Here is a 20545-nt window from a genome sequence, read left to right on the forward strand (position 1 = left end):
ATCAGGCGTTGGAGTAGCGCTCAGTTTCCGGCATCCAGCGCTCAATTAACGCTGCCGCCTGTTCGGGGTAGCGTTCATGAATATGGCGGGCAAGGCGCTGAACTTCAGGGATCATGGCCTGATCGCGCAGCAAATCTGCCACTTTGAATTCAGCGTTCCCGGTCTGACGTGTGCCCAGGAGCTCGCCCGGGCCACGGATCTCCAGGTCTTTTTGCGCAATGACGAATCCGTCGTTGCTGTCACGCAGTACCTGCAAACGCATCTGCGCGGTTTTTGAGAGCGGGGCTTTGTAGAGCAGAACGCAATGTGAGGCCACCGCACCACGGCCCACGCGGCCACGCAACTGGTGTAACTGCGCAAGCCCCAGACGCTCCGGGTTTTCGATGATCATCAGACTGGAGTTTGGCACATCCACGCCCACTTCAATCACCGTTGTGGCGACCAGCAAATGCAGCTCGCCCTGTTTGAAGGATTGCATGACGGCCTGTTTTTCTGCGGGCTTCATGCGACCATGCACCAGGCCCACCTTCAGTTCCGGTAGCGCCAGCTTCAGCTCTTCCCACGTTGCTTCTGCGGCCTGCGCTTCAAGCAGGTCAGACTCCTCAATCAGCGTGCAGACCCAGTACGCCTGACGTCCTTCATGGGTGCAGGCGTTGCGCACGCGATCGATGATGTCGCTGCGGCGGGTATCCGGGATGGCCACCGTCGTGACCGGCGTACGGCCCGGCGGCAGCTCGTCAATGGTGGAGGTGTCCAGATCGGCGTATGCGGTCATCGCCAGGGTTCGCGGAATAGGCGTGGCGGTCATGATCAGCTGGTGCGGATGGAAGCCCTGCTGCAGCCCTTTTTCCCACAGCGCCAGGCGCTGATGCACGCCAAAGCGGTGCTGTTCGTCGATGATCACCAGCGCGAGGCCGTTAAACTGCACCTGCTCCTGGAAGATGGCATGGGTACCGACAATCATCTGCACCTCACCGCGAGCGATGGCGTCCTGTTGCGCAAGACGCGCTTTGCCCTTTTGTTTTCCGGCAAGCCAGCCCACCTCAATGCCCAGCGGGGCGAACCAGGCGCGGAAGTTATTCGCGTGCTGCTCCGCCAGCAGTTCCGTCGGCGCCATCAGCGCCACCTGCTTGCCGTGGGCAATGGCGCGCAGGGCTGCCAGGGCGGCAACCAGCGTTTTACCTGAGCCTACATCGCCCTGCACCAGGCGCATCATGGGCACATCAAGCGCCATATCGCGTTCGATCTCGGCGGTGACGCGCGCCTGGGCACCGGTAGGTTTAAACGGCAGGGAGGCCAGCAGCTTATCCTTGAGCTCATCACGCGGACTTAAGGGTTGGGCATGAAAACGCTGCGCACCGGCGCGCAGCGCCAGCATGCTCAGGTTATGCGCCAGTAATTCCTCAAGGATAAGACGCCGTTGGGCGGGGTGTTTGCCGCTTTCTAAATCGCTGAGCTGCAGCGTGGGCGGCGGGCGATGCAGCGTACGCAGCGCTTCCGGCAGGCTCATCATTCCCTGCGCCAGCTCAGGCGGCAGCAGCTCGGTGATGGCGCAGGTATCGAGTAATTCCAGGGCCTGGTCGGTGAGCTTACGCAGCGTCGCCTGTTTGATACCTTCCGTTGTCGGGTAGACCGGGGTGAGCGTCTCCTGCAGCTCCGGCGTGCTGAGATCGCCCTGCACGCGGTACTCCGGGTGGATCATCTCTGCGCCATATTTCCCGCGTTTGGCTTCGCCATACGCCAGCACCCGGCGGCCTGTTGCAAGGCTGTTTTTCATCGCCGCGTTGAAGTTGAAAAAGCGCATGGTGAGAATGCCGGTGCCGTCGCTGATTTGGCAGGTCATCATCCGGCGGCCGCCAAAGGTGATATTGCAGTTCAGCACCTCACCCTCAACGGTGGCGTAAATCGCGGGCAGCAGATCGCCAATCTTATAAAGTTGCGTGCGGTCTTCATAACGCAGGGGGAGGTGGAGCAGGAGATCCTGCACGGTGTGCAGGCCAATTTTGCCCAGTTTACTGCTTTGCGCCGCGCCCACGCCCGTCAGGCTATTGAGCGGGATGGCATCCAGCAGGCGGCCTTTCATCGGTTACCCTGCGTACTGCATGGTGGCCCACCACCCGGCATCGGCTTCAATTTCGCCCTGCGCGTTGACGTGGGGGTAAGGCAATTTTTTCTGCTTTGCAACACGAGCCAGCACCGGATAGCCGCCTTCAAACAGCAGGCGCTGCTGTTCGTCTTCCGGCAGCATGCTGTTGCTGCGCTCGTACATCCCGGCGTTCTGACGCTGGCGTTGGGCTTCATACAGAATGAGCGCGGAGGCCACAGAGACATTCAGGGACTGCACCATGCCGATCATGGGGATGATGATGTCCTGATCCGCCAGATCCAGCGCTTCCTGAGTGATCCCGGTTTTCTCCTGACCCATCAAAATGCAGGTCGGACGGGTGTAGTCGATCTCGCGGAAATCGACCGCTTTGGCAGACAGGTTGGTGGCAAGAATTTGCATACCGCGACCTTTCAGGTGCGATACGGCTTCTCCGATGGTCTGATGGGTTTTGACGGACACCCAGCTGTTACTGCCTGCGGCTGTCGACGCCATGGTGCGCATGCGGGCACCGGGCCAGACGGCGTGCACTTCATGCACGCCGACGGCGTCTGCGGTACGGACAATGGCAGAGACGTTATGAGGTTTATGGACCTGCTCCATGCAGACCGTCAGATCAGGCTGACGCCTGGCGAGCATTTCGCAGATACGTGCATAACGTTGTGCATTCATAAAACTAGTTTCGGTTTCGGGTGACTTTAATGACGTCCGGCATGACGCGGATCTTGCGCATAATATTTGCCAGATGCACGCGGTCGCGGGCGGTCAGACGAATAAAGGCGCTGTACACGCGGCCATCTTTTTCTTCCGTGTTCAGGCTCTGAATGTTGGAAGAAGCCGTGTTGATCGCTGCCGTCAGGTTCGCCAGGGCACCCTGGTGGTTGAACATATCCACCTTAATTTCGGTGATAAATTCCTGCGCCGTCTCTTTATCCCACTCGACCGCCATAAACTTCTCCGCCTCTTTTTGATAGCCGCGGATGTTACGACAAGATTCATGGTGGATAACCAGCCCTTTGCCCGGGCTGACATGCGCAATAATCGGATCGCCGGGAATTGGACGGCAACACTTCGCAAAGGTGATAAGCACCCCGTCCGCGCCTTTGATCGGCAGATGCGCGTGACCGGATGCGCCAGGTGCGGAAGGTATTGCTTCGCCCTGCTGCAGGTTTTTGGCTACCACGACGCTCATGGCGTTACCCAGCCCAATTTCCGCCAGCAGATCGTCCAGAGAGGTGAGCTTCATCCGGTCGAGTTCACGCTGGATATGTTCTGGTGGGATCTCTGCCAGCTTACGGCTGCCACCCAACGCATGGTTGAGCAGACGACGCCCAAGGCTGACGGAGTCATCACGCTTGAGGTTTTTCAGCAGCTGACGGATTTTGGCGCGCGCTTTGGAGCTCACAACAAAGTTCAGCCAGGCCGCGTTTGGACGTGCGCCCGGTGCGGTGATGATTTCGACTGTCTGGCCGCTGGCGAGCGGTTGAGACAGCGGATAAGGCTGTCTGTCAACGCGTGCGCCTACGCAGGCGTGGCCGATATCGGTATGCACGGCATACGCGAAGTCGACCGGGGTCGCGCCCGCAGGCAGTTCGACAATACGCCCTTCAGGCGTGAAAACGTAAATCTCATCCGGGAAGAGATCGGATTTTACGCTCTCGATAAATTCAAACGAGCTACCCGCACTCTGCTGCAGCTCCAGCAGGCTCTGCATCCAGCGCTGGGCGCGAATTTGTGCCGTGGTGCTGCTTTCACCACCGTGCTCTTTATAGGCCCAGTGTGCGGCGACACCCATCTCCGCCATCTGGTCCATGTCTTCTGTGCGGATCTGCACTTCAACAGGGACGCCATGCGGGCCGATCATCGAGGTATGCAAAGATTGATAGCCGTTCGCTTTTGGTATGGCGATGTAATCTTTCATGCGCCCTGGACGCGGCTTGTAGAGGCTGTGCATCTGCCCCAGCACGCGATAGCAGGTATCGGCGTCGTGGACGATCACGCGGAACGCGTAGATATCCATTATCGAGTGAAAACGCTGCTCTTTGAGCACCATTTTGCAGTAAATAGAGTACAGGTGTTTTTCGCGACCGCTCACGCGGCAGGGAATGCCCGCTTCCTGTAAACGTCCTTCAATTTCCGAGAGGATCTTTTGAATCATCTCTTTACGGTTACCGCGGGCGGCTTTCACCACCTCTTTAATGACGCGATAGCGGTTCGGGTACAACGCTTCAAAACCCAGCTCTTCCAGCTCGGTTTTAATATGATGGATACCTAAACGGTGCGCCAGCGGACTGTAGATTTCGAGGGTTTCACGGGCAATGCGGCGACGTTTGTCCGGGCGGAGTGAGCCCAGCGTGCGCATGTTGTGGGTACGGTCAGCGAGTTTGATGAGAATGACGCGGATATCCTGCACCATCGCCATAATCATCTTGCGAAAGTTTTCGGCTTGCGCCTCTTTCTTGTCGCGGAAGTTCAGCTTATCAAGCTTGGACACCCCTTCCACCAGTTCGGCAACGCTTTTGCCAAACAGCTGTTCCATATCCTGGTAAGTGGCAGGGGTATCTTCGATCACGTCGTGCAGCAGAGCGGCCATCAGCGTTTCATAGTCGAGTTTCATCTCGGCCAGAATACAGGCCACCGCTACCGGGTGCGTGATATAGGGTTCACCGCTTGAACGTGTCTGGCCCTCGTGAGCGTCACGTGCAACGAGATAAGCCTGCTGAAGACGCTTAATCTGGTCTTCAGGCAGGTAAGTTTGAATCAGTTGATTCAGGCTTTCAAACAGATACAAGGGCGACCCGCAGGTTTAATTAACGACGACCTTCAGCAATGGCGGTTACGGCCTGCAGTTCTGCGGCTTCCTGCTCTTGCTGCTCCTGGCGCTCACGTACGTCGAGGATCTGGTTGTTGATCAGACCTTCTTCGATTTCGCGAAGTGCAATTACGGTGGTTTTATCGTTTTCTTCCGGTACCAGCGGATCTTTTCCGCCTACCTGCATCTGACGAGCGCGACGCGCGGCGACCAGCACCAGGTCAAAACGGTTACCAATTTTCTCTACAGCGTCCTGAACAGTTACGCGTGCCATACTTAAAATGCTCCACAGGTGAAGAAATGACTGGGCATAATACTGAAAGTGGGTTCAGTCTGCCAACAGTTTGGTGATTAATGCGTCATGTCGCTGCTTCTGGCGGCTCATACGCAGACGTTCTGCGCGAAGGATGGTTTTGAGATCGCTCAGTGCGGCATCAAAATCATCATTCACAATAAGGTAATCATATTCGGCGTAATGGCTCATTTCTGCAACTGCCTGTTCCATACGCTTTGCAATGACCTCTTCGCTGTCCTGACCGCGGCCACGCAGGCGGCGATCCAGCTCATCTTTCGACGGCGGTAAAATAAAGATACTGCGCGAATCAGGCATTTTCTTGCGAATTTGCTGTGCGCCCTGCCAGTCGATATCCAGGAACACATTCACGCCGGTTGCCAGAACCTGCTCAATGGTTTCACGCGAAGTACCGTAGTAGTTCCCGAAAACTTCTGCGTGTTCAAGAAACGCGTCTCGGCCAATCATCGCTTTAAATTCGTCGTGATCGACAAAGAAATAGTGTTCACCGTGCACTTCACCCGGACGCGGTTTACGCGTGGTGTGTGAAACAGAAACCTGAGTGTCATACAACGGTTGGGTTTTTAACAGTGCCTGAATAAGGCTGGATTTACCCGCGCCACTAGGGGCAGAAACAATATAAAGCGTGCCTTGAGCCATGAGAGTCTTTTGTATGTGTTAACGAAGAAGTCCTACATACGGGCTTATTATACACGTCGCCGCTGTGTGACGTAGCCTTTGTCACACTTTTTCCCCTGGATTATTGCATTTTGCGTGTCGTTTTCAGGTTTTACCTGTGTTTTGCAGCAACATAAATTCACTCTGGATAGCGCCTCGCAAAGCGCAATGTTGCCATTAGCGTAGTTTTCGTCGCCGGGTTATACCTCCAGCAACGTAAAGGAGGGGTAGCAATGTGGCGATGGATAAGCGGCTTCATGCTGTTGTGGTGTGGTTCTGCGGCGGCGGTGTGCCCGGTGTGGTCTCAGGCGAGGGCGGAGAAAGAGATTGCGACGTTAAGTGCGCAAATCAAACGCTGGGATGACGCCTACTGGCAGCAGGGTATCAGCGAAGTGAACGATGAAGTGTATGACCAGCTCAACGGGCGGTTAAAACAGTGGCAGCACTGTTTTGGGCATGCATCACCTGACGCAGCACTTCCCGCCCTGACGGGACGTATCAAACACCCTGTCGCCCATACAGGGGTTCATAAGGTGAGCAGTAAAGAAGAGCTTGGCCAGTGGATGCATGCCCGGCGCAATCTCTGGATGCAACCCAAAGTTGACGGTGTAGCGGTAACGCTGGTGTATCGGGGGGGAACATTGGCTCAGGCCATTAGCCGTGGCGATGGGCTAAAAGGTGAAGACTGGACATCGCAGGTGCGTTTAATACCGTCGGTGCCACAACACCTTTCCGGCGCGCTGGCGAACAGCGTGTTACAGGGGGAGCTTTTTTGGCAGCGTGAAAATCACATTCAGCAGCAGATGGGCGGAATGAATGCACGCGCAAAAGTCGCAGGTGCGATGATGCGCCAGCAGGATAACGCGTTTTTGAGAGAGGTTGGGGTATTCATCTGGGCCTGGCCAGACGGGCCAAAAGAGATGAAAACCGCACTGGCGGAACTGTCTGACGCGGGGTTTACCCTGACGGCGCGCTATACCTTGCCCGTAGAGCATATTGAGGCTGTCGAAAAGCAGCGCTCAGCGTGGCACACCGCAGCATTACCCTTTGCCACGGACGGCATTGTGGTTCGCTCGGCGGATGAACTGCCGGGTGAAAACTGGCTGCCGGGAGAGGGCAGTTGGGTTGTTGCATGGAAATATCCCCCTGTCGCGCAGGTTGCTGAAGTACGGGATATTCACTTCACTGTGGGCCGTACGGGTAAAATTGCCGTTGTGGCGGCGCTGGAGCCGGTACGGCTGGATGATAAACAGGTGCAGCGGGTTAGCATGGGGTCCGTTGGCCGCTGGCAAAGGCTGGATATCGCGCCGGGCGACCAGATCCAGGTAAGCCTGGCCGGGCAGGGGATCCCCCGATTCGACAAAGTCGTCTGGCGAGGGACCGACCGGCAAAAACCAGAACCTCCAGTCCCGCAGTACCATTCTCTCAGCTGTTTTTACGCTTCACCGGAATGTATGGAGCAGTTCTTTGCCCGGCTGACGTGGCTCAGTTCTAAGCAGGGGCTGGATATTGCCGGTTTAGGCGAGTCAGGCTGGCGGTCGCTCTGGCAGGCACATCGCTTTGAACATATTTTCTCATGGCTGTTGTTAACCCAGGCGCAGCTGCAAACCACGCCGGGGTTTTCGGCTGCACGCGGACTGGCGCTCTGGCATCAGTTTAATCTGGTGCGCGAGCGGCCTTTTATTCGTTGGATCATGGCGATGGGTGTTCCGCTGGCTCAGGCGACTCTGAAAGCCGCCGGAGAGCTATCATGGCAGACCATGCACCAGCGTAGCGCTATGGACTGGCAGACCTTGCCGGGGACCGGAGAAGAGAAAGCGCGGCAAATCGTTAACTGGCTCCACGCGCCGGAGGTGGATGTGCTGGCAAAGTGGCTGGCTGAACAGCACATCAAGGGATTCTGAAATTAGTGAGCGCTGTGTTTGTAGTGAAACACCGGCAGGCCGAGCTTCAGTCGCAACGCCAGCATGCGGGCCGTAAAGCCGAACAGCAGCGTGGAGATGACCACCACATCATGGTTCGAAACATAATGCTGCAGGGCAATATAGAGCACCGCTGCGGCGAAGGAGATGCCGGCATACAGCTCTTTTTGAAAGACCAGAGGAATGCGCTTGCAGAACATATCGCGCAGCACGCCTCCAAACACCCCGGTCACCACGGCGGCAATGGTGGCGATAACTGGCCCTTCGCCCATATCGAGTGCGATTTGTGCGCCAATGATGGAAAAGACAATCAGCCCGAGCGCATCAAGCACCAGAAACAGGCGACGCAGATGGGTCATAACGGGCGCGACAATCGTGGTTACTACGGCGGCGGTCGCCACAATAATCACGTACTCGGGGTTTTTCACCCAGCCCAGCGGGTAATGGCCCAGCAGAATATCGCGCACGGAACCGCCGCCCAGCGCGGTCGCTGTGGCAATAATGATCACGCCGAAGGTATCCATTCGGCGACGACCGGCTGCAAGCGCGCCAGTCATGGCTTCTGCAGTGATGCCAATGAGATAAAGAGTGTGAAGCAGCATATAACCTCCGGTGTGAAGCCGGGAAGGTTAACGTTTTGTGCGCACGATCACGATTGAGATTTTCTAAAGTGAGCAGGTTTGCCCTATAAAATTTTATCAACCCATAGTGGAGAAGGTTGATTGGTGGCGGCAAAGCGAGAAAAGACGGGTTAAAATGGATTAGAAATAGTAATGGGTGACGTCGGTCGACGCCACCCGAATAGTATTACTCAATATTCTGGATCTGCTCGCGCATTTGCTCAATCAGTACCTTGAGCTCAATGGCGGAATTCGTTACGTCAGCATTGATTGATTTAGACGCCAGGGTATTCGACTCGCGGTTGAATTCCTGCATCATAAAGTCGAGACGACGCCCAACGGCTTCTTTCTTCTTCAGAATGTTGTAGGTCTCTTTAACGTGTGCTTCCAGACGGTCCAGCTCTTCGGCCACGTCAACGCGCTGCGCCATCAATACCAGCTCTTGCTCCAGACGGTTATTTTCCAGCTGAACTTCCGCTTCTTCCAGTTTGGCAACCAGACGCTCGCGCTGCCACTGCAGCACTTCCGGCATATGGGTACGTACTTTTGCCACTTCGGCGCTGACGCCTTCAAGGCGCTGTTCAATCATCGCTTTCAGTGCCTGGCCTTCGGTTTCGCGAGCAACAATAAAGTCATCCAGCGTGCTGTCGAGGGCGGCAAGGATTTCAGCGGCAATTGCATCCAGATCCTGCTCTCCGGCAGCCATGACGCCAGGCCAGCGCAGAATATCAACCGGATTAATTTCGCCTTCGTCGCTTTGCATTTTGACCCAGTTCGCCGCATTGACGAGCTGTTTTGCCAGTTTTTCGTTGAGGATCAGTTCGCCCTGCGCGCTGGCATCCGGCTCAAAACGCAGGTTACATTCCACTTTGCCGCGCGTCAGACGCGTACGGATACGCTCACGCACCACAGGCTCAAGGCTGCGGAACTGCTCCGGCATACGGAAATAGGTTTCCAGATAGCGCTGGTTTACCGAACGCATTTCCCAGGTAGCGCTACCCCAGCTACCCTTGATTTCACGCCGGGCGTAGGCGGTCATACTGCGGATCATAGATATTCCCGTTTTTAAAGGAGAGATGGGGGGATTATAGCTTTCAGGGGCTTCTCAGGATAGGAATAAGCGTCCTTTATCCGTATAATGCGCAGCCACATTCGTTTCAAGCCGGAGAATTCATCATGCGTCCAGCAGGTCGTAGCGCCAATCAGGTGCGTCCCGTCACCCTGACCCGTAACTATACAAAACACGCTGAAGGCTCCGTTCTGGTTGAGTTTGGTGACACCAAAGTGCTGTGCACGGCTTCCATTGAAGAAGGCGTTCCGCGCTTCCTGAAAGGTCAGGGCCAGGGCTGGATCACGGCTGAATACGGCATGCTGCCGCGTGCAACGCATACCCGTAATGCCCGTGAAGCGGCAAAGGGTAAGCAGGGCGGCCGTACCATGGAAATTCAGCGCCTCATCGCGCGTGCGCTGCGCGCCGCTGTTGATCTGAAAACGCTGGGCGAATTCACCATTACCCTGGACTGCGACGTCATTCAGGCTGACGGTGGCACGCGTACTGCATCGATTACCGGTGCCTGTGTGGCGCTGGCGGATGCCCTGAATAAACTGGTTGCGGCCGGTAAGCTGAAAACAAACCCAATGAAAGGGATGGTTGCCGCGGTGTCCGTCGGTATCGTTAACGGTGAAGCGCTTTGCGATCTGGAATACGTAGAAGACTCCGCCGCCGAAACTGACATGAACGTGGTGATGACCGAAGACGGACGTATCATCGAGGTGCAGGGCACCGCAGAAGGCGAACCGTTTACCCACGAAGAACTTCTCACCTTGCTGGCTCTGGCCCGAGGGGGAATTGAATCTATTGTAACGACGCAGAAAGCGGCGTTAGAAAATTGATTTTAAAGGCGACCAATGAGTCGCCTTTTTTTTGCCTGTAAGACAGAAAAGACAAAGGAGCGAATCCATGAAACCGTATCAGCGCCAGTTTATTGAGTTTGCGCTTAACAAGCAGGTCCTCAAGTTTGGCGAGTTTACGCTGAAATCCGGGCGCAAGAGTCCCTATTTCTTCAATGCCGGGCTGTTCAATACCGGGCGCGATCTGGCGCTGTTAGGCCGTTTCTATGCCGAAGCGCTGGTGGATTCAGGGATTGATTTCGACCTGCTGTTTGGCCCGGCCTATAAGGGCATTCCGATTGCGACCACCACCGCGGTTGCGCTGGCAGAACACCATGACCGCGACGTGCCGTACTGCTTTAACCGTAAAGAGGCCAAAACCCACGGTGAAGGCGGCAACCTGGTCGGCAGCCCACTGCAGGGGCGCGTGATGCTGGTGGACGACGTCATCACCGCGGGTACCGCCATTCGCGAATCCATGGAGATTATCCAGGCCAACGGCGCGACGCTGGCTGGCGTGTTGATTTCTCTGGACCGCCAGGAACGGGGTCGTGGTGAAATCTCGGCCATTCAGGAAGTTGAACGTGATTACAACTGTAAAGTGACGTCAATCATCAATCTGAAAGACCTGATTGCGTATCTGGAAGAGAAGCCAGAGATGGCGGATCATCTGGCTGCGGTGCGGGCATATCGCGAAGAGTTTGGCGTGTAATGGAATTGCCCGGTGGCGCGTCGCTTGCCGGGCCTGCGCAATTTGTGGGCCGGATAAGGCGTAGCCGCCATCCGGCAACGACGTTACTGCAACTGCGCCGCCACTAATGGCCAACGGGCGTCGAAATCGTCCGTTGGGCTGTATTTGAACTCACTGCGTACAAAACGGGAGAGCATCCCTTCGCAAAACGCCAGGATCTGGCTTGCCAGCAGCGTTTCATCCGTGCTGTAACCTTCGCCTTCACGCATTTTCTTCTCACGCAGTACCTGGCGCAGCTGCGCTTCAATACGCTCGAATAGCTGGTTGATGCGACCCTGCAGTCTGTCCTGCTCAAACATCAGCGCATGGCCAGTCAGAATACGGGTCAGGCCCGGGTTACGTTCTCCAAATCCCAGAATCAACTGCACAATCAGACGCAGACGCGCGGTGGTGTCTTTTTCGTCTTTCAGAATCAGGTTGATGCGCGTGATCAGACTGTCTTCGATAAACTCGATCAGGCTGTCGAACATCCGGGTTTTGCTCGGGAAATGACGGTACAGCGCCGCTTCAGACACGCCTACAGAGGCGGCCAGTTTTGCGGTGGTGATGCGTTGACTGCCATCGCTGGATTCAAGCATCAGAGCCAGAGATTGAAGTATTTCTTCGCGACGGTTCCTTTTCGCGGTTTGTTTTTCTGCCATGTTGCAAAATACCCCTGAAAATAAGCACTTGTCAGGCTGGCATCCACACAGCGACCGCAAACTGGCGTTTGCGGTTTGTTATGACATTATGGCGCTGTGAGATGCGTGTCTGTCGGGCGGTTATTTGCGCCCGGAATGGCCGAAGCCGCCTTCGCCACGGTCGGTGGCATCAAAGTCTGCCACCAGGTTAAATTCTGCCTGCACCACAGGTACAAAGACCATCTGCGCGATACGCTCGCCCGGTTCAATGGTGAAGCTGTCCTGACCCCGGTTCCAGACGGAGACCATCAGCTGGCCCTGGTAGTCAGAGTCGATCAGGCCGACCAGGTTACCCAGCACGACACCATGCTTATGACCCAGGCCTGAACGTGGCAGGATCACCGCCGCCAGTGAAGGGTCAGCAATGTGAATCGCCAGGCCCGTTGGGATCAGGGTGGTCGCACCCGGAGCCAGTTCTACGGCGTCATCGAGACAGGCGCGCAGGTCAAGACCGGCAGAGCCGGAGGTGGCATAGGTTGGCAGCGGGAATTGCTCGCCAACACGCGGGTCCAGAATCTTAACGTCGATTTTTTTCATCATAACGGGTAACGATCTCGTCCAGTAATTGTTGGCCCAGGAGTTCCTTGCGCTCAAGCGGTAAGATTTTATCTCCATCCTGCCAGAAAAGGTGCAGTGCGTTGCTGTCGCTGTTAAATCCTTGCGTGGCCAGCGATACGTCATTCGCGCAAATCAAATCGAGGTTTTTGCGGGTACGTTTTTGCCGGGCATATTCTTCCACATTATTTGTTTCTGCGGCAAACCCAACAACGTAAGGACGATGGGTTTTCAGCGCGGCGACACCAGCAACGATATCCGGGTTTTTCACCATTTTTAGTGTTAATTCATCGCCTTGCTTTTTGATTTTGGCATCAGAAATGGTCTCTGCGCGGTAGTCCGCGACGGCAGCACAACCGATAAAAATCTGCTGGTTTTGCGCACGGGCCTGTACCGCGGCCTCCATTTCCAGCGCGGTGGTGACGTCAATACGCTGCACAAAAGGCGGCGTAGGTAACGAGACCGGGCCACTGACCAGCGTGACGTTCGCGCCGCGTTTCGCCGCTGCGGCCGCAATCGCAAAGCCCATTTTACCGGAGCTGTGGTTGGTAATGTAACGTACCGGATCCAGCGGCTCGCGCGTTGGGCCAGCTGTAATCATGATGTTGAGATGTTGCAGGTCGTTGACAGGCGAAAAATGGGCCGCGGCCATATCGACAATAGTCAATGGATCAAGCATACGGCCTGGGCCGACATCGCCACAGGCCTGGCTCCCGCTGTCCGGCCCCCAGATCAGCAGGCCGCGCGAGGCCAGCGTCTGTAGATTATGCTGGGTCGCGGCATTGCGATACATCTGCTGATTCATGGCCGGCACAACGGCAACAGGGGCGGGCGTAGCCAGACAAATGGTCGAAACCAGATCGTTCGCCATCCCGGCGGCAACGCGGGCAATTAAATCGGCCGTGGCGGGGGCAAGGATAACCAGGTCTGCCCATTTCCCAAGCTCAATATGGCCCATCGCGGCTTCTGCGGCAGGGTCAAGCAGGCTGTCAGATACCGGGTATCCTGAAACGGCCTGCAGGCTCAGAGGAGTGATAAAGGCTTTTCCGCCCTCGGTTATCGCGACCCGTACGTCGGCCCCGCGCTCGCGCAGACGGCGCACCAGTTCCGGCGTTTTATAGGCTGCAATGCCGCCGCTAACGCCAAGAACGATTTTTTTACCGGCCAGGCTCATCATGATTCTTTCCTGTTGGGTTTCACCAGAGAGCGGGCATTTTATCACAATCCCAAAAACGGGGTGATCTTGTCCTTCGGTCACTTTGCGAGGCGTTACGCAAGAACGAGACGCGAGAGTCAGGTACCTGAGTAGCCTATGGCAAGATGGGCAAAAAACAGGGAGAAAAAGCATGGACGACGAGGATGAACTGCTCTTGCCGCGCGAAAAATTGCTGCGCTATGGCGTTACTTTGCTAAAAGATGAGGAACTGCTGGCGCTTTTTTTGCGCACCGGTACGCCCGGTAAAACGGTCTTTACGCTGGCAAAAGATCTGATAGGCCATTTTGGCTCACTCTACGGTTTGATGACGGCGGAACTGGCGGAGTTTGCGCATGTGGAGGGTATCGGTGTGGCGAAATATGCCCAGCTCAAGGGGATTGCCGAACTGGCCCGCCGTTTTCAGTGTGTTCGTATGCAGGAGGAGGACCCGATACTGACTCCTGCGATGACGCGCGAGTTTCTGCAAAGTCAGTTAACCGATATTGAACGCGAGATCTTTATGGTGATCTTTCTCGATAACCGGAACCGGGTGCTCAAGCATAGCCACCTTTTCTCGGGCACGCTAAGCCATGTAGAGGTTCATCCGCGTGAAATTGTGCGCGAAGCAATAAAATTGAATGCAGCCGGCGTGATACTCGCGCATAATCACCCTTCTGGCTGTGCAGAACCAAGCAGAGCTGACAAAGAGATCACCGACCGCATTGTCAAATGCTGTCAATTCATGGACATTCGTGTGCTGGACCATCTGATAATTGGCCGCGGAGAGTACCTTTCTTTTGCAGAACATGGCTGGATTTAGGCTATTTCTCGCGATCCATCGGGATCTTTGTCTGTTCGGGACTTGAGCACACCGCCGAGTCAGCGTATACTACGCCACCTTTGAGAATCTCGGGTTTGGCATTTGGGCCTGGCAATCGAGAGTTCAATAGAACTATGCGATGACCGGGCTGTAAAGCCTGACGAGGCGCCGATACCCCATACGAAGCTCGAGCTAATTTGATTTTTGGAGAATAGACATGTCCCGAGTCTGCCAAGTTACTGGCAAGCGTCCGGTGACCGGTAACAACCGTTCCCACGCACTGAACGCGACTAAACGCCGTTTCCTGCCGAACCTGCACTCTCACCGTTTCTGGGTTGAGAGCGAGAAGCGTTTTGTCACCCTGCGCGTATCTGCTAAAGGTATGCGTGTAATTGATAAGAAAGGCATCGATACAGTTCTGTCCGAACTGCGTGCCCGTGGCGAAAAGTACTAAGTACTTAAAGAGGAAATAAATCATGGCTAAAGGTATTCGCGAGAAAATCAAGCTGGTTTCTTCTGCTGGTACAGGTCACTTCTACACCACCACGAAGAACAAACGTACTAAGCCGGAAAAACTGGAACTGAAAAAATTCGATCCAGTTGTACGCCAGCACGTAATGTACAAAGAAGCTAAAATCAAATAATTTTAGCCTCCTTGTATTGCAAAACCCCGCAACTGCGGGGTTTTTTGCATTCTGCATCTTACTACGGAGGAATCATGCCTGAATTACCTGAGGTGGAGACCAGCCGCCGCGGTATTGAGCCGCATCTGGTCGGCGCGACTATTCTTCATGCTACCGTGCGTAACGGTCGCCTCCGTTGGCCGGTTTCTGATGAGATCCATGCGTTAAGCGATAAACCGATCCTCAGCGTCCAGCGCCGCGCGAAATATCTGCTTCTGGAGCTGCCCGATGGCTGGATCATCATTCATCTTGGCATGTCCGGCAGCCTGCGGATCCTCACTGAAGAGCTGCCTGCGGAAAAGCATGACCATGTCGATCTGGTGATGAGTAACGGCAAAGTGTTGCGTTATACCGATCCCCGCCGCTTTGGCGCATGGTTGTGGACCAAAGAACTGGAAGGACATAGCGTACTGGCACATCTGGGGCCAGAGCCGCTTTCAGAAGCGTTTAACGCGGAATACCTGAAAGCGAAGTGTGCGAAAAAGAAAACCCCGATTAAACCCTGGCTGATGGATAACAAGCTGGTGGTCGGCGTGGGGAATATCTATGCCAGCGAATCGCTGTTTGCAGCCGGGATCCATCCCGATCGGTTGGCCTCTTCGCTGTCGGCGCAGGAGTGTGAGCTGCTGGTACGGGTGATTAAAGCGGTGCTGCTTCGCTCAATTGAGCAGGGGGGAACGACGCTGAAGGACTTCCTGCAAAGCGATGGTAAGCCAGGCTATTTTGCTCAGGAGCTGCAGGTGTATGGCCGCAAAGGCGAGCCGTGCAGAGTGTGTGGAACGCCGATCATCGCAACAAAGCATGCCCAGCGCGCCACATTCTATTGCCGTCAGTGCCAGAAATAGCGCTACTTTAGTTTGTCCATTAACGCCTGGTGGACGTTAACCGGCAGGAAATGGGTAACGTCCCCGTGATGACGCGCCACCTCTTTCACCAGCGTGGAAGAGATGAACGACCACTCCTTGGATGGCATCAGAAATACGCTTTCCAGCTCCGGCATCAAATGACGATTCATATGCGCCAGCTGCATCTCATACTCGAAGTCTGCCACCGCGCGTAAGCCACGGATCAGAATCGTCGCCTGCTGAGCGCGGGCAAAGTTGGCCATCAGATCGCTGAAGCCCACCACCTCAACGTTCGGCAGGTGCGCAATGGCCTCGGTGGCAAGCGCAACACGCTCGTTCAGGTCAAACATCGGTTTTTTACTGGGGCTGGCAGCAATCGCCAGAATCACCTTGTCGAACATGCACGCCGCACGGGTGATGATATCAAGATGACCATTGGTGATCGGATCAAAGGTACCTGGATAAATCGCTTTTGTGCTCATGGCTCACGTTTTCTCTGAGTAGCCGCGGCTGAGCGCCCACAGCTCGGTGTATTTGTTGAAAGTATACTGGGCATTTACCACGGCCAGTAACCAGCCCTGTTTACCGTCCAGCACGCCACCACGCAGCAGCAGCGTTTTCAGAAACGCCCCCAGCGTATGGGTGAAGATACCTGTCAGCGTGGCCTTCTTGCCGCGCTGATGGCGCTCCTGTGCCCAGGCGGTGGCATAGTTGAGCTGTTTACGCTGGAAGCTGGCGAAATCCCGGCAGGTCAGGTGCAAGAGATCGCCCGTCAGAGGGACGACAGGCGCACTGTCGCAGGCCAGGGATTCATGGACCAGATTATCATTGTACTGATACCGCTCGCGCTCGTAGAGGCGTGTGACCCGGTCGGGGTACCAGCCGCTGTGACGCATAAAACGGCCAAGGAAATAGTTACGACGCGCAATGCTGTAGACCGTGCCCGGCGTTGGTGCGGCGAGTACCGCCTGAATGGCCTGACGCAGCTCCGGCGTGATGCGCTCGTCTGTGTCGAGCATCAGTACATAATCACCGGTGGCATATCCCTGCGCGCGCTGGCGCTGGATGCCATACCCTTGCCAGTCGGTGTTGGTATAGACTTTTGCACCCGCTGTGCGGGCAACGTCCGCCGTGTTGTCTTCACTGCCGGAGTCGAGCAGGATAATTTCGTCAGCCCAGGCAACGGAGGCCAGGCAATCCGGAAGCAGGTCGGCAGCGTTTTTGGCGATCAGAACGACCGACAGGCGCGTTGACATTAGTGGCTCCGCTGCGGCAGATAAGGTTGCAGAAGCTGCAGCAGACGGGTGAGGGCACCCTGGTTCTGATGCAGCACTTCGACGGCATGACGGCCGTACCACAGGCGGTAATCTTCGTCGGTCAGCAGAGTCGAGACCTCTTTGACCACTGAATCCGCATCGGTCACGGTAATTAGCCCTTCCGCTTGCTGCAATTTCGCACAGATATCTTTGAAGTTGAAGGTATGTGGACCCATCAGCACGGGAATGGCATGGGCCGCTGGCTCCAGCGGGTTATGGCCACCACGCTCCACCAGGCTGCCGCCAACAAAGGCCAGGTCAGCAATGCCATACAGCAGCATCAGCTCACCCATGGTATCGCCAATAACCACCTGCGTGCTGGTGGAAGGGATCTCACCGCTGCTGCGCAGGGTGAAGCTGAAGCCGCCTTTTTGCACCATTTCACGGGCGTCTTTAAAACGCTCGGGATGGCGAGGCACCAGAATCAGCAGCAAATCGGGGAATTTCTCCAGCAGCTTACGATGCGCCTGCAGGATAATCGCCTCTTCGCCATCATGGGTGCTGGTCGCAATCCAGACCTGGCGACGCGGTGCCCACTGGCGGCGCAGCGTGATAGCACGGGCGGCAAGTTCAGGCGTGACGGAGATATCGAATTTCAGGCTGCCTGTCACCGCCAGCTGGTTGCGTTTCAGGCCAAGCGAGATAAAGCGCGCTGCGTCTTCTTCGTTTTGCGCAGCAATCAGTGTGATTTTGCTGAGCAGGCGGCGCATAAATTTCCCCAGTTTGCCGTAGCCTTTCGCCGACCGCTCAGACAGACGCGCGTTAGCGATCACCAGTGGAATTTTACGGGCATGCAGAGCGGAAATCATATTCGGCCACAGCTCGGTTTCCATCACGATCACCAGTTTAGGGCGAACGGTTTCCAGAAAACGGTTCATGGCGCAGGGAAGGTCGTAGGGCAGATAGACGTGATGCACGTCTTTACCGAAGGCGGACATCACGCGCTCAGAGCCGGTCGGCGTCATGGTCGTGACGGTGATCGGTAGCGACGGATAACGGTGACGCAGGGCGCGAACCAGCGGGATCGCTGCCAGCGTTTCGCCAACAGAAACGGAATGCAGCAAAATACCGTCCGGGGCAACTTTATTGCGACAGAAGCCATAGCGTTCAGCCCAGCGTTTTCGGTACGCAGGCGCTTTACGGCTACGAAGCAGCAGTCTCAGCCACACCAGTGGCTGAATGATATAGAGCAGGGCGGTATACAACAATTCCAAGCGATTATCCGTCTTTTTAGTTTCGGCGGGCAAATTCTAAGCATTTGGGCCAGGTAAAGCTATCTCTTATGCCACATAGCGCTTCAAACGGAAGTAACGGCGGCCCAGTCGCCAGCGCAGTCGGGGACTTTTTGCATTTTTCCAGATGAGTTTCCAGATCCCTTTATCGAAAAACTCTTTGATAATAAATGCCTTTTTCTGCTCATCTTTCATGTTGTCGAAAGTATGAATGATGCCCAGCCCTTCTTTGGCAATTTGCCAGTGGCAAGCAGGGATCCCTTTCACTTTATCGGGGTAGCGCTGATTAATGGCATCGAGCATCTGCAGGATTTTCATGTAGTGACGCGCCGAGCGAATGAGCGTGTCGTCATTGTCCGGCATATGAGACACCGACGCAGAGTGAATGTAGTAGTCGTAGTAACGTTCACTGGTGTACTGCACCCGCTCCGCCGCCAGCAGTACTTCTGTGGTCCACGGAATATCCTGATGGCGCAGCCCCGGTTCAAAGTGAAAACCGTGCTCGCGAATAAAGTCATGACGATAGATGTTCAGCCAGGTCACGTGCAGGAACTTACGGGAGTCGAGCGCCATTTTGAGCCATGCAGGGCCGGACATGACGCTCGTTGATGCCAGTTTGTCTTCAGGGAAAATAGGGCGTGAAGGCTTCTTATTATTTTCCCAGACGTAGTTGCCGTTACAGGTAGCGACATCAAGACGTTGCGTAACAGCCATATCAAGCAGGTGCTGATACATGCCGGGTTTAAAGACATCATCAATATCAGGGAAAGAGAGATATTGGCCCGTCGCGACGGCCAGACCGGTATTACGCGCGATGGATACGCCCTGATTTTGCTGCTCAATAACCTGCATCTGCGGCAGCTTTTCGCGCCAGTTTTCGACGATCTGCATCGAACGGTCCGTGGAGCCGTCATTGACGATGATGACTTCCATGCTGTCGATGCGTTGATCCACAAGGCAGGTAAAGAACTGATCCAGGAACGCTTCACCGTTATAAACGGCTACCACCACGCTTAATAATGGCGCTGAATTTTGCATAAGAAACCTGATTATTTTTGATTGTCGACCAAAGCAATATATTGCTGGCAAATGGCCTTGATACCGAACGATGCAATGGTTGCGCGATCAACGACCGGTGGAGAGGTATAAATATCCGCCAGCGTTTTTGCCAGAGACTCGTCATTCATCTCTGCCAGACCGCGGGATAAGTCTCCCTTGAGGATTTCGGCGGGGCCACCTGGACAATGTGTACTGACGGGTGGCGTCTGGCAGATAATGGATTCAACCAGCACATTACCAAAACCTTCGCAGTCAGAACTTAACACTAAAAGGCGTGCCCCTTTAATCCAAGGATAAGGATTAGGTTCGAACGGACGGAAAACCGTTTTGTCTTCAATGCCCAGTTCGTGGGCAAGCTGCTTAAGCTTTTGAATTTTAGCCTCAGAGCCATTGCCCATCATAACCAGCGTGGTATTGAGCTGACTCAGCGCGAACGCCCGTAGCAGGCGATCGTGACGCTTGTGTTCATGGAAGCGTCCGACGTGAATGATGTAATCCTTTCCCTGCATCTCAAAGGGGGCGTCCGCCAGACGCTGGATTTCAGGAATATCAAAAGGATTATGGATTACCGCCGTGCGTCGGAGATTCAGGGCCAGCGTTTCTGAAAGATCTTTCAACACGGCGCCTGAGACGGCGACCACGTTGCGGTTTTCGTAGGTATGGCGAATCTTAGTGTGTTTAAACCAGCGTGAAAGCCCACGGCGATGGCGAAGGTAGGAGAATGAGAACATGCCATGCACGCAGAACCACACTTTATCGCGCTCCAGGGCGCGGCAGTGCGCCACGATGCGGTCAGTTTTGTGCAGATGCGAGAACACCACATCAAATTTGCCGCTGCGCTCCGCCCGCTCGATAGCCTGATCCAGCAGCCTGGCGCGGCGTGGGATCTCCGTCAGCTTCCGCCACGGTTTTTTGCAGGTATCCTGAACGACCTGATAATCGATGCCTTCCGGAATGGCGTAGTCGCACACTTTCCGCAGCGAGAAGAGAGAGACCTGATGCCCCATCTCTGTTAATCCGCTGGAGAGTGTAAGAACCGTTTTTTCAGCTCCTCCACCGGGTAAACCATCAATAATCATTAGGATGCGCAT

At 55.3% G+C, this 20545-nt stretch carries 22 protein-coding genes; 7 read left to right on the forward strand and 15 right to left on the reverse strand.

The genetic code is table 11. The features are described from left to right. Position 1 precedes the first annotated feature (1 nt). Genes recG through gmk form a run of 5 tightly spaced genes read right to left on the reverse strand, consistent with a single transcriptional unit; the run spans position 2 to position 5868 of the window. Positions 2–2083: an ATP-dependent DNA helicase RecG gene (gene recG, locus ACOTX3_RS04160; RefSeq protein WP_014830141.1), complete on the reverse strand. Its 2082-nt coding sequence runs from the start codon at positions 2081–2083 to the stop codon at positions 2–4. Positions 2084–2086: 3 nt separating this feature from the next. Further along, positions 2087–2776: a tRNA (guanosine(18)-2'-O)-methyltransferase TrmH gene (trmH, locus tag ACOTX3_RS04165; RefSeq protein WP_020686483.1), complete on the reverse strand. Its 690-nt coding sequence runs from the start codon at positions 2774–2776 to the stop codon at positions 2087–2089. 4 nt (positions 2777–2780) lie between these two features. Further along, entirely contained in the window at positions 2781–4895 is a 2115-nt protein-coding gene (gene spoT, locus ACOTX3_RS04170) for a bifunctional GTP diphosphokinase/guanosine-3',5'-bis pyrophosphate 3'-pyrophosphohydrolase (RefSeq protein WP_013094882.1), read from the reverse strand. A gap of 19 nt (positions 4896–4914) precedes the next feature. Next, the gene (gene rpoZ / locus ACOTX3_RS04175) at positions 4915–5190 is read right to left on the reverse strand and encodes a DNA-directed RNA polymerase subunit omega (RefSeq protein ID WP_000135058.1); all 276 of its coding nucleotides are present in this window, start codon (positions 5188–5190) and stop codon (positions 4915–4917) included. Positions 5191–5244: 54 nt separating this feature from the next. Then, positions 5245–5868, reverse strand: coding sequence for a guanylate kinase (gmk, locus tag ACOTX3_RS04180; protein WP_013094883.1), 624 nt, complete (start codon positions 5866–5868; stop codon positions 5245–5247). A 251-nt stretch (positions 5869–6119) separates the two neighbouring features. Between gmk and ligB the strand changes: the two genes are divergently transcribed. Beyond that, complete coding sequence (ligB, locus tag ACOTX3_RS04185) at positions 6120–7790, forward strand: NAD-dependent DNA ligase LigB (protein WP_058678548.1); 1671 nt, start codon at positions 6120–6122, stop codon at positions 7788–7790. Between the two features lie 2 nt (positions 7791–7792). Here the strand turns inward: ligB and ACOTX3_RS04190 are convergent, their stop codons facing one another. After that, a complete protein-coding gene (locus tag ACOTX3_RS04190; protein ID WP_013094886.1) occupies positions 7793–8410 on the reverse strand; it encodes a trimeric intracellular cation channel family protein in 618 nt (205 codons plus the stop codon). 205 nt (positions 8411–8615) lie between these two features. Next, positions 8616–9479 carry a YicC/YloC family endoribonuclease gene (locus ACOTX3_RS04195; RefSeq protein WP_013094887.1) on the reverse strand — a complete coding sequence of 288 codons (864 nt, stop codon included), beginning with the start codon at positions 9477–9479 and terminating at the stop codon, positions 8616–8618. A gap of 125 nt (positions 9480–9604) precedes the next feature. Here ACOTX3_RS04195 and rph point away from each other — a divergent pair, with 125 nt between their 5' ends. Together rph and pyrE are read left to right on the forward strand one after the other, a co-directional pair. Then, positions 9605–10321: a ribonuclease PH gene (rph, locus tag ACOTX3_RS04200; RefSeq protein WP_013094888.1), complete on the forward strand. Its 717-nt coding sequence runs from the start codon at positions 9605–9607 to the stop codon at positions 10319–10321. 67 nt (positions 10322–10388) lie between these two features. Next, positions 10389–11030: an orotate phosphoribosyltransferase gene (gene pyrE / locus ACOTX3_RS04205; RefSeq protein ID WP_020686490.1), complete on the forward strand. Its 642-nt coding sequence runs from the start codon at positions 10389–10391 to the stop codon at positions 11028–11030. Between the two features lie 83 nt (positions 11031–11113). Here pyrE and slmA read toward each other — a convergent pair whose 3' ends face one another. The 3 genes from slmA to coaBC form a co-directional block, all read right to left on the reverse strand. Further along, positions 11114–11710 (reverse strand): nucleoid occlusion factor SlmA, encoded by a 597-nt coding sequence (gene slmA, locus ACOTX3_RS04210; RefSeq protein ID WP_013094890.1) that lies wholly within the window; start codon positions 11708–11710, stop codon positions 11114–11116. A gap of 120 nt (positions 11711–11830) precedes the next feature. Next, a complete protein-coding gene (dut, locus tag ACOTX3_RS04215; RefSeq protein ID WP_015570042.1) occupies positions 11831–12289 on the reverse strand; it encodes a dUTP diphosphatase in 459 nt (152 codons plus the stop codon). After that, positions 12267–13478 carry a bifunctional phosphopantothenoylcysteine decarboxylase/phosphopantothenate--cysteine ligase CoaBC gene (gene coaBC, locus ACOTX3_RS04220; protein ID WP_105826592.1) on the reverse strand — a complete coding sequence of 404 codons (1212 nt, stop codon included), beginning with the start codon at positions 13476–13478 and terminating at the stop codon, positions 12267–12269. The genes dut and coaBC overlap by 23 nt, the downstream gene beginning before the upstream one ends. A gap of 172 nt (positions 13479–13650) precedes the next feature. Here coaBC and radC point away from each other — a divergent pair, with 172 nt between their 5' ends. From radC to mutM, 4 genes are all read left to right on the forward strand, one after another. Continuing rightward, the gene (gene radC / locus ACOTX3_RS04225; protein WP_058678546.1) at positions 13651–14319 is read left to right on the forward strand and encodes a RadC family protein; all 669 of its coding nucleotides are present in this window, start codon (positions 13651–13653) and stop codon (positions 14317–14319) included. A 217-nt stretch (positions 14320–14536) separates the two neighbouring features. After that, on the forward strand, positions 14537–14773 hold the full coding sequence (gene rpmB, locus ACOTX3_RS04230) for a 50S ribosomal protein L28 (protein ID WP_002436699.1): 237 nt from the start codon (positions 14537–14539) through the stop codon (positions 14771–14773). 22 nt (positions 14774–14795) lie between these two features. Further along, the gene (gene rpmG / locus ACOTX3_RS04235; RefSeq protein WP_013094893.1) at positions 14796–14963 is read left to right on the forward strand and encodes a 50S ribosomal protein L33; all 168 of its coding nucleotides are present in this window, start codon (positions 14796–14798) and stop codon (positions 14961–14963) included. A gap of 74 nt (positions 14964–15037) precedes the next feature. Further along, positions 15038–15847 (forward strand): bifunctional DNA-formamidopyrimidine glycosylase/DNA-(apurinic or apyrimidinic site) lyase, encoded by an 810-nt coding sequence (gene mutM, locus ACOTX3_RS04240; protein ID WP_013094894.1) that lies wholly within the window; start codon positions 15038–15040, stop codon positions 15845–15847. A 2-nt stretch (positions 15848–15849) separates the two neighbouring features. Here the strand turns inward: mutM and coaD are convergent, their stop codons facing one another. The 5 genes from coaD to ACOTX3_RS04265 all read right to left on the reverse strand — a co-directional run bounded on the left by coaD (position 15850) and on the right by ACOTX3_RS04265 (position 20545). After that, the gene (gene coaD / locus ACOTX3_RS04245) at positions 15850–16329 is read right to left on the reverse strand and encodes a pantetheine-phosphate adenylyltransferase (RefSeq protein ID WP_013094895.1); all 480 of its coding nucleotides are present in this window, start codon (positions 16327–16329) and stop codon (positions 15850–15852) included. A gap of 3 nt (positions 16330–16332) precedes the next feature. Then, positions 16333–17103: a glycosyltransferase family 2 protein gene (locus ACOTX3_RS04250; RefSeq protein WP_058678545.1), complete on the reverse strand. Its 771-nt coding sequence runs from the start codon at positions 17101–17103 to the stop codon at positions 16333–16335. Then, positions 17103–18377: a lipid IV(A) 3-deoxy-D-manno-octulosonic acid transferase gene (gene waaA / locus ACOTX3_RS04255; RefSeq protein ID WP_013094897.1), complete on the reverse strand. Its 1275-nt coding sequence runs from the start codon at positions 18375–18377 to the stop codon at positions 17103–17105. Before waaA ends, ACOTX3_RS04250 begins: the two co-directional genes overlap by 1 nt. Before the next feature lie 66 nt (positions 18378–18443). Next, positions 18444–19433 carry a glycosyltransferase gene (locus tag ACOTX3_RS04260; protein ID WP_058678544.1) on the reverse strand — a complete coding sequence of 330 codons (990 nt, stop codon included), beginning with the start codon at positions 19431–19433 and terminating at the stop codon, positions 18444–18446. Positions 19434–19444: 11 nt separating this feature from the next. Continuing rightward, complete coding sequence (locus ACOTX3_RS04265; RefSeq protein WP_058678543.1) at positions 19445–20545, reverse strand: glycosyltransferase; 1101 nt, start codon at positions 20543–20545, stop codon at positions 19445–19447.

Source organism: Enterobacter cloacae complex sp. IR5384 (assembly GCF_049237265.1).
Taxonomy (GTDB): domain Bacteria; phylum Pseudomonadota; class Gammaproteobacteria; order Enterobacterales; family Enterobacteriaceae; genus Enterobacter; species Enterobacter cloacae.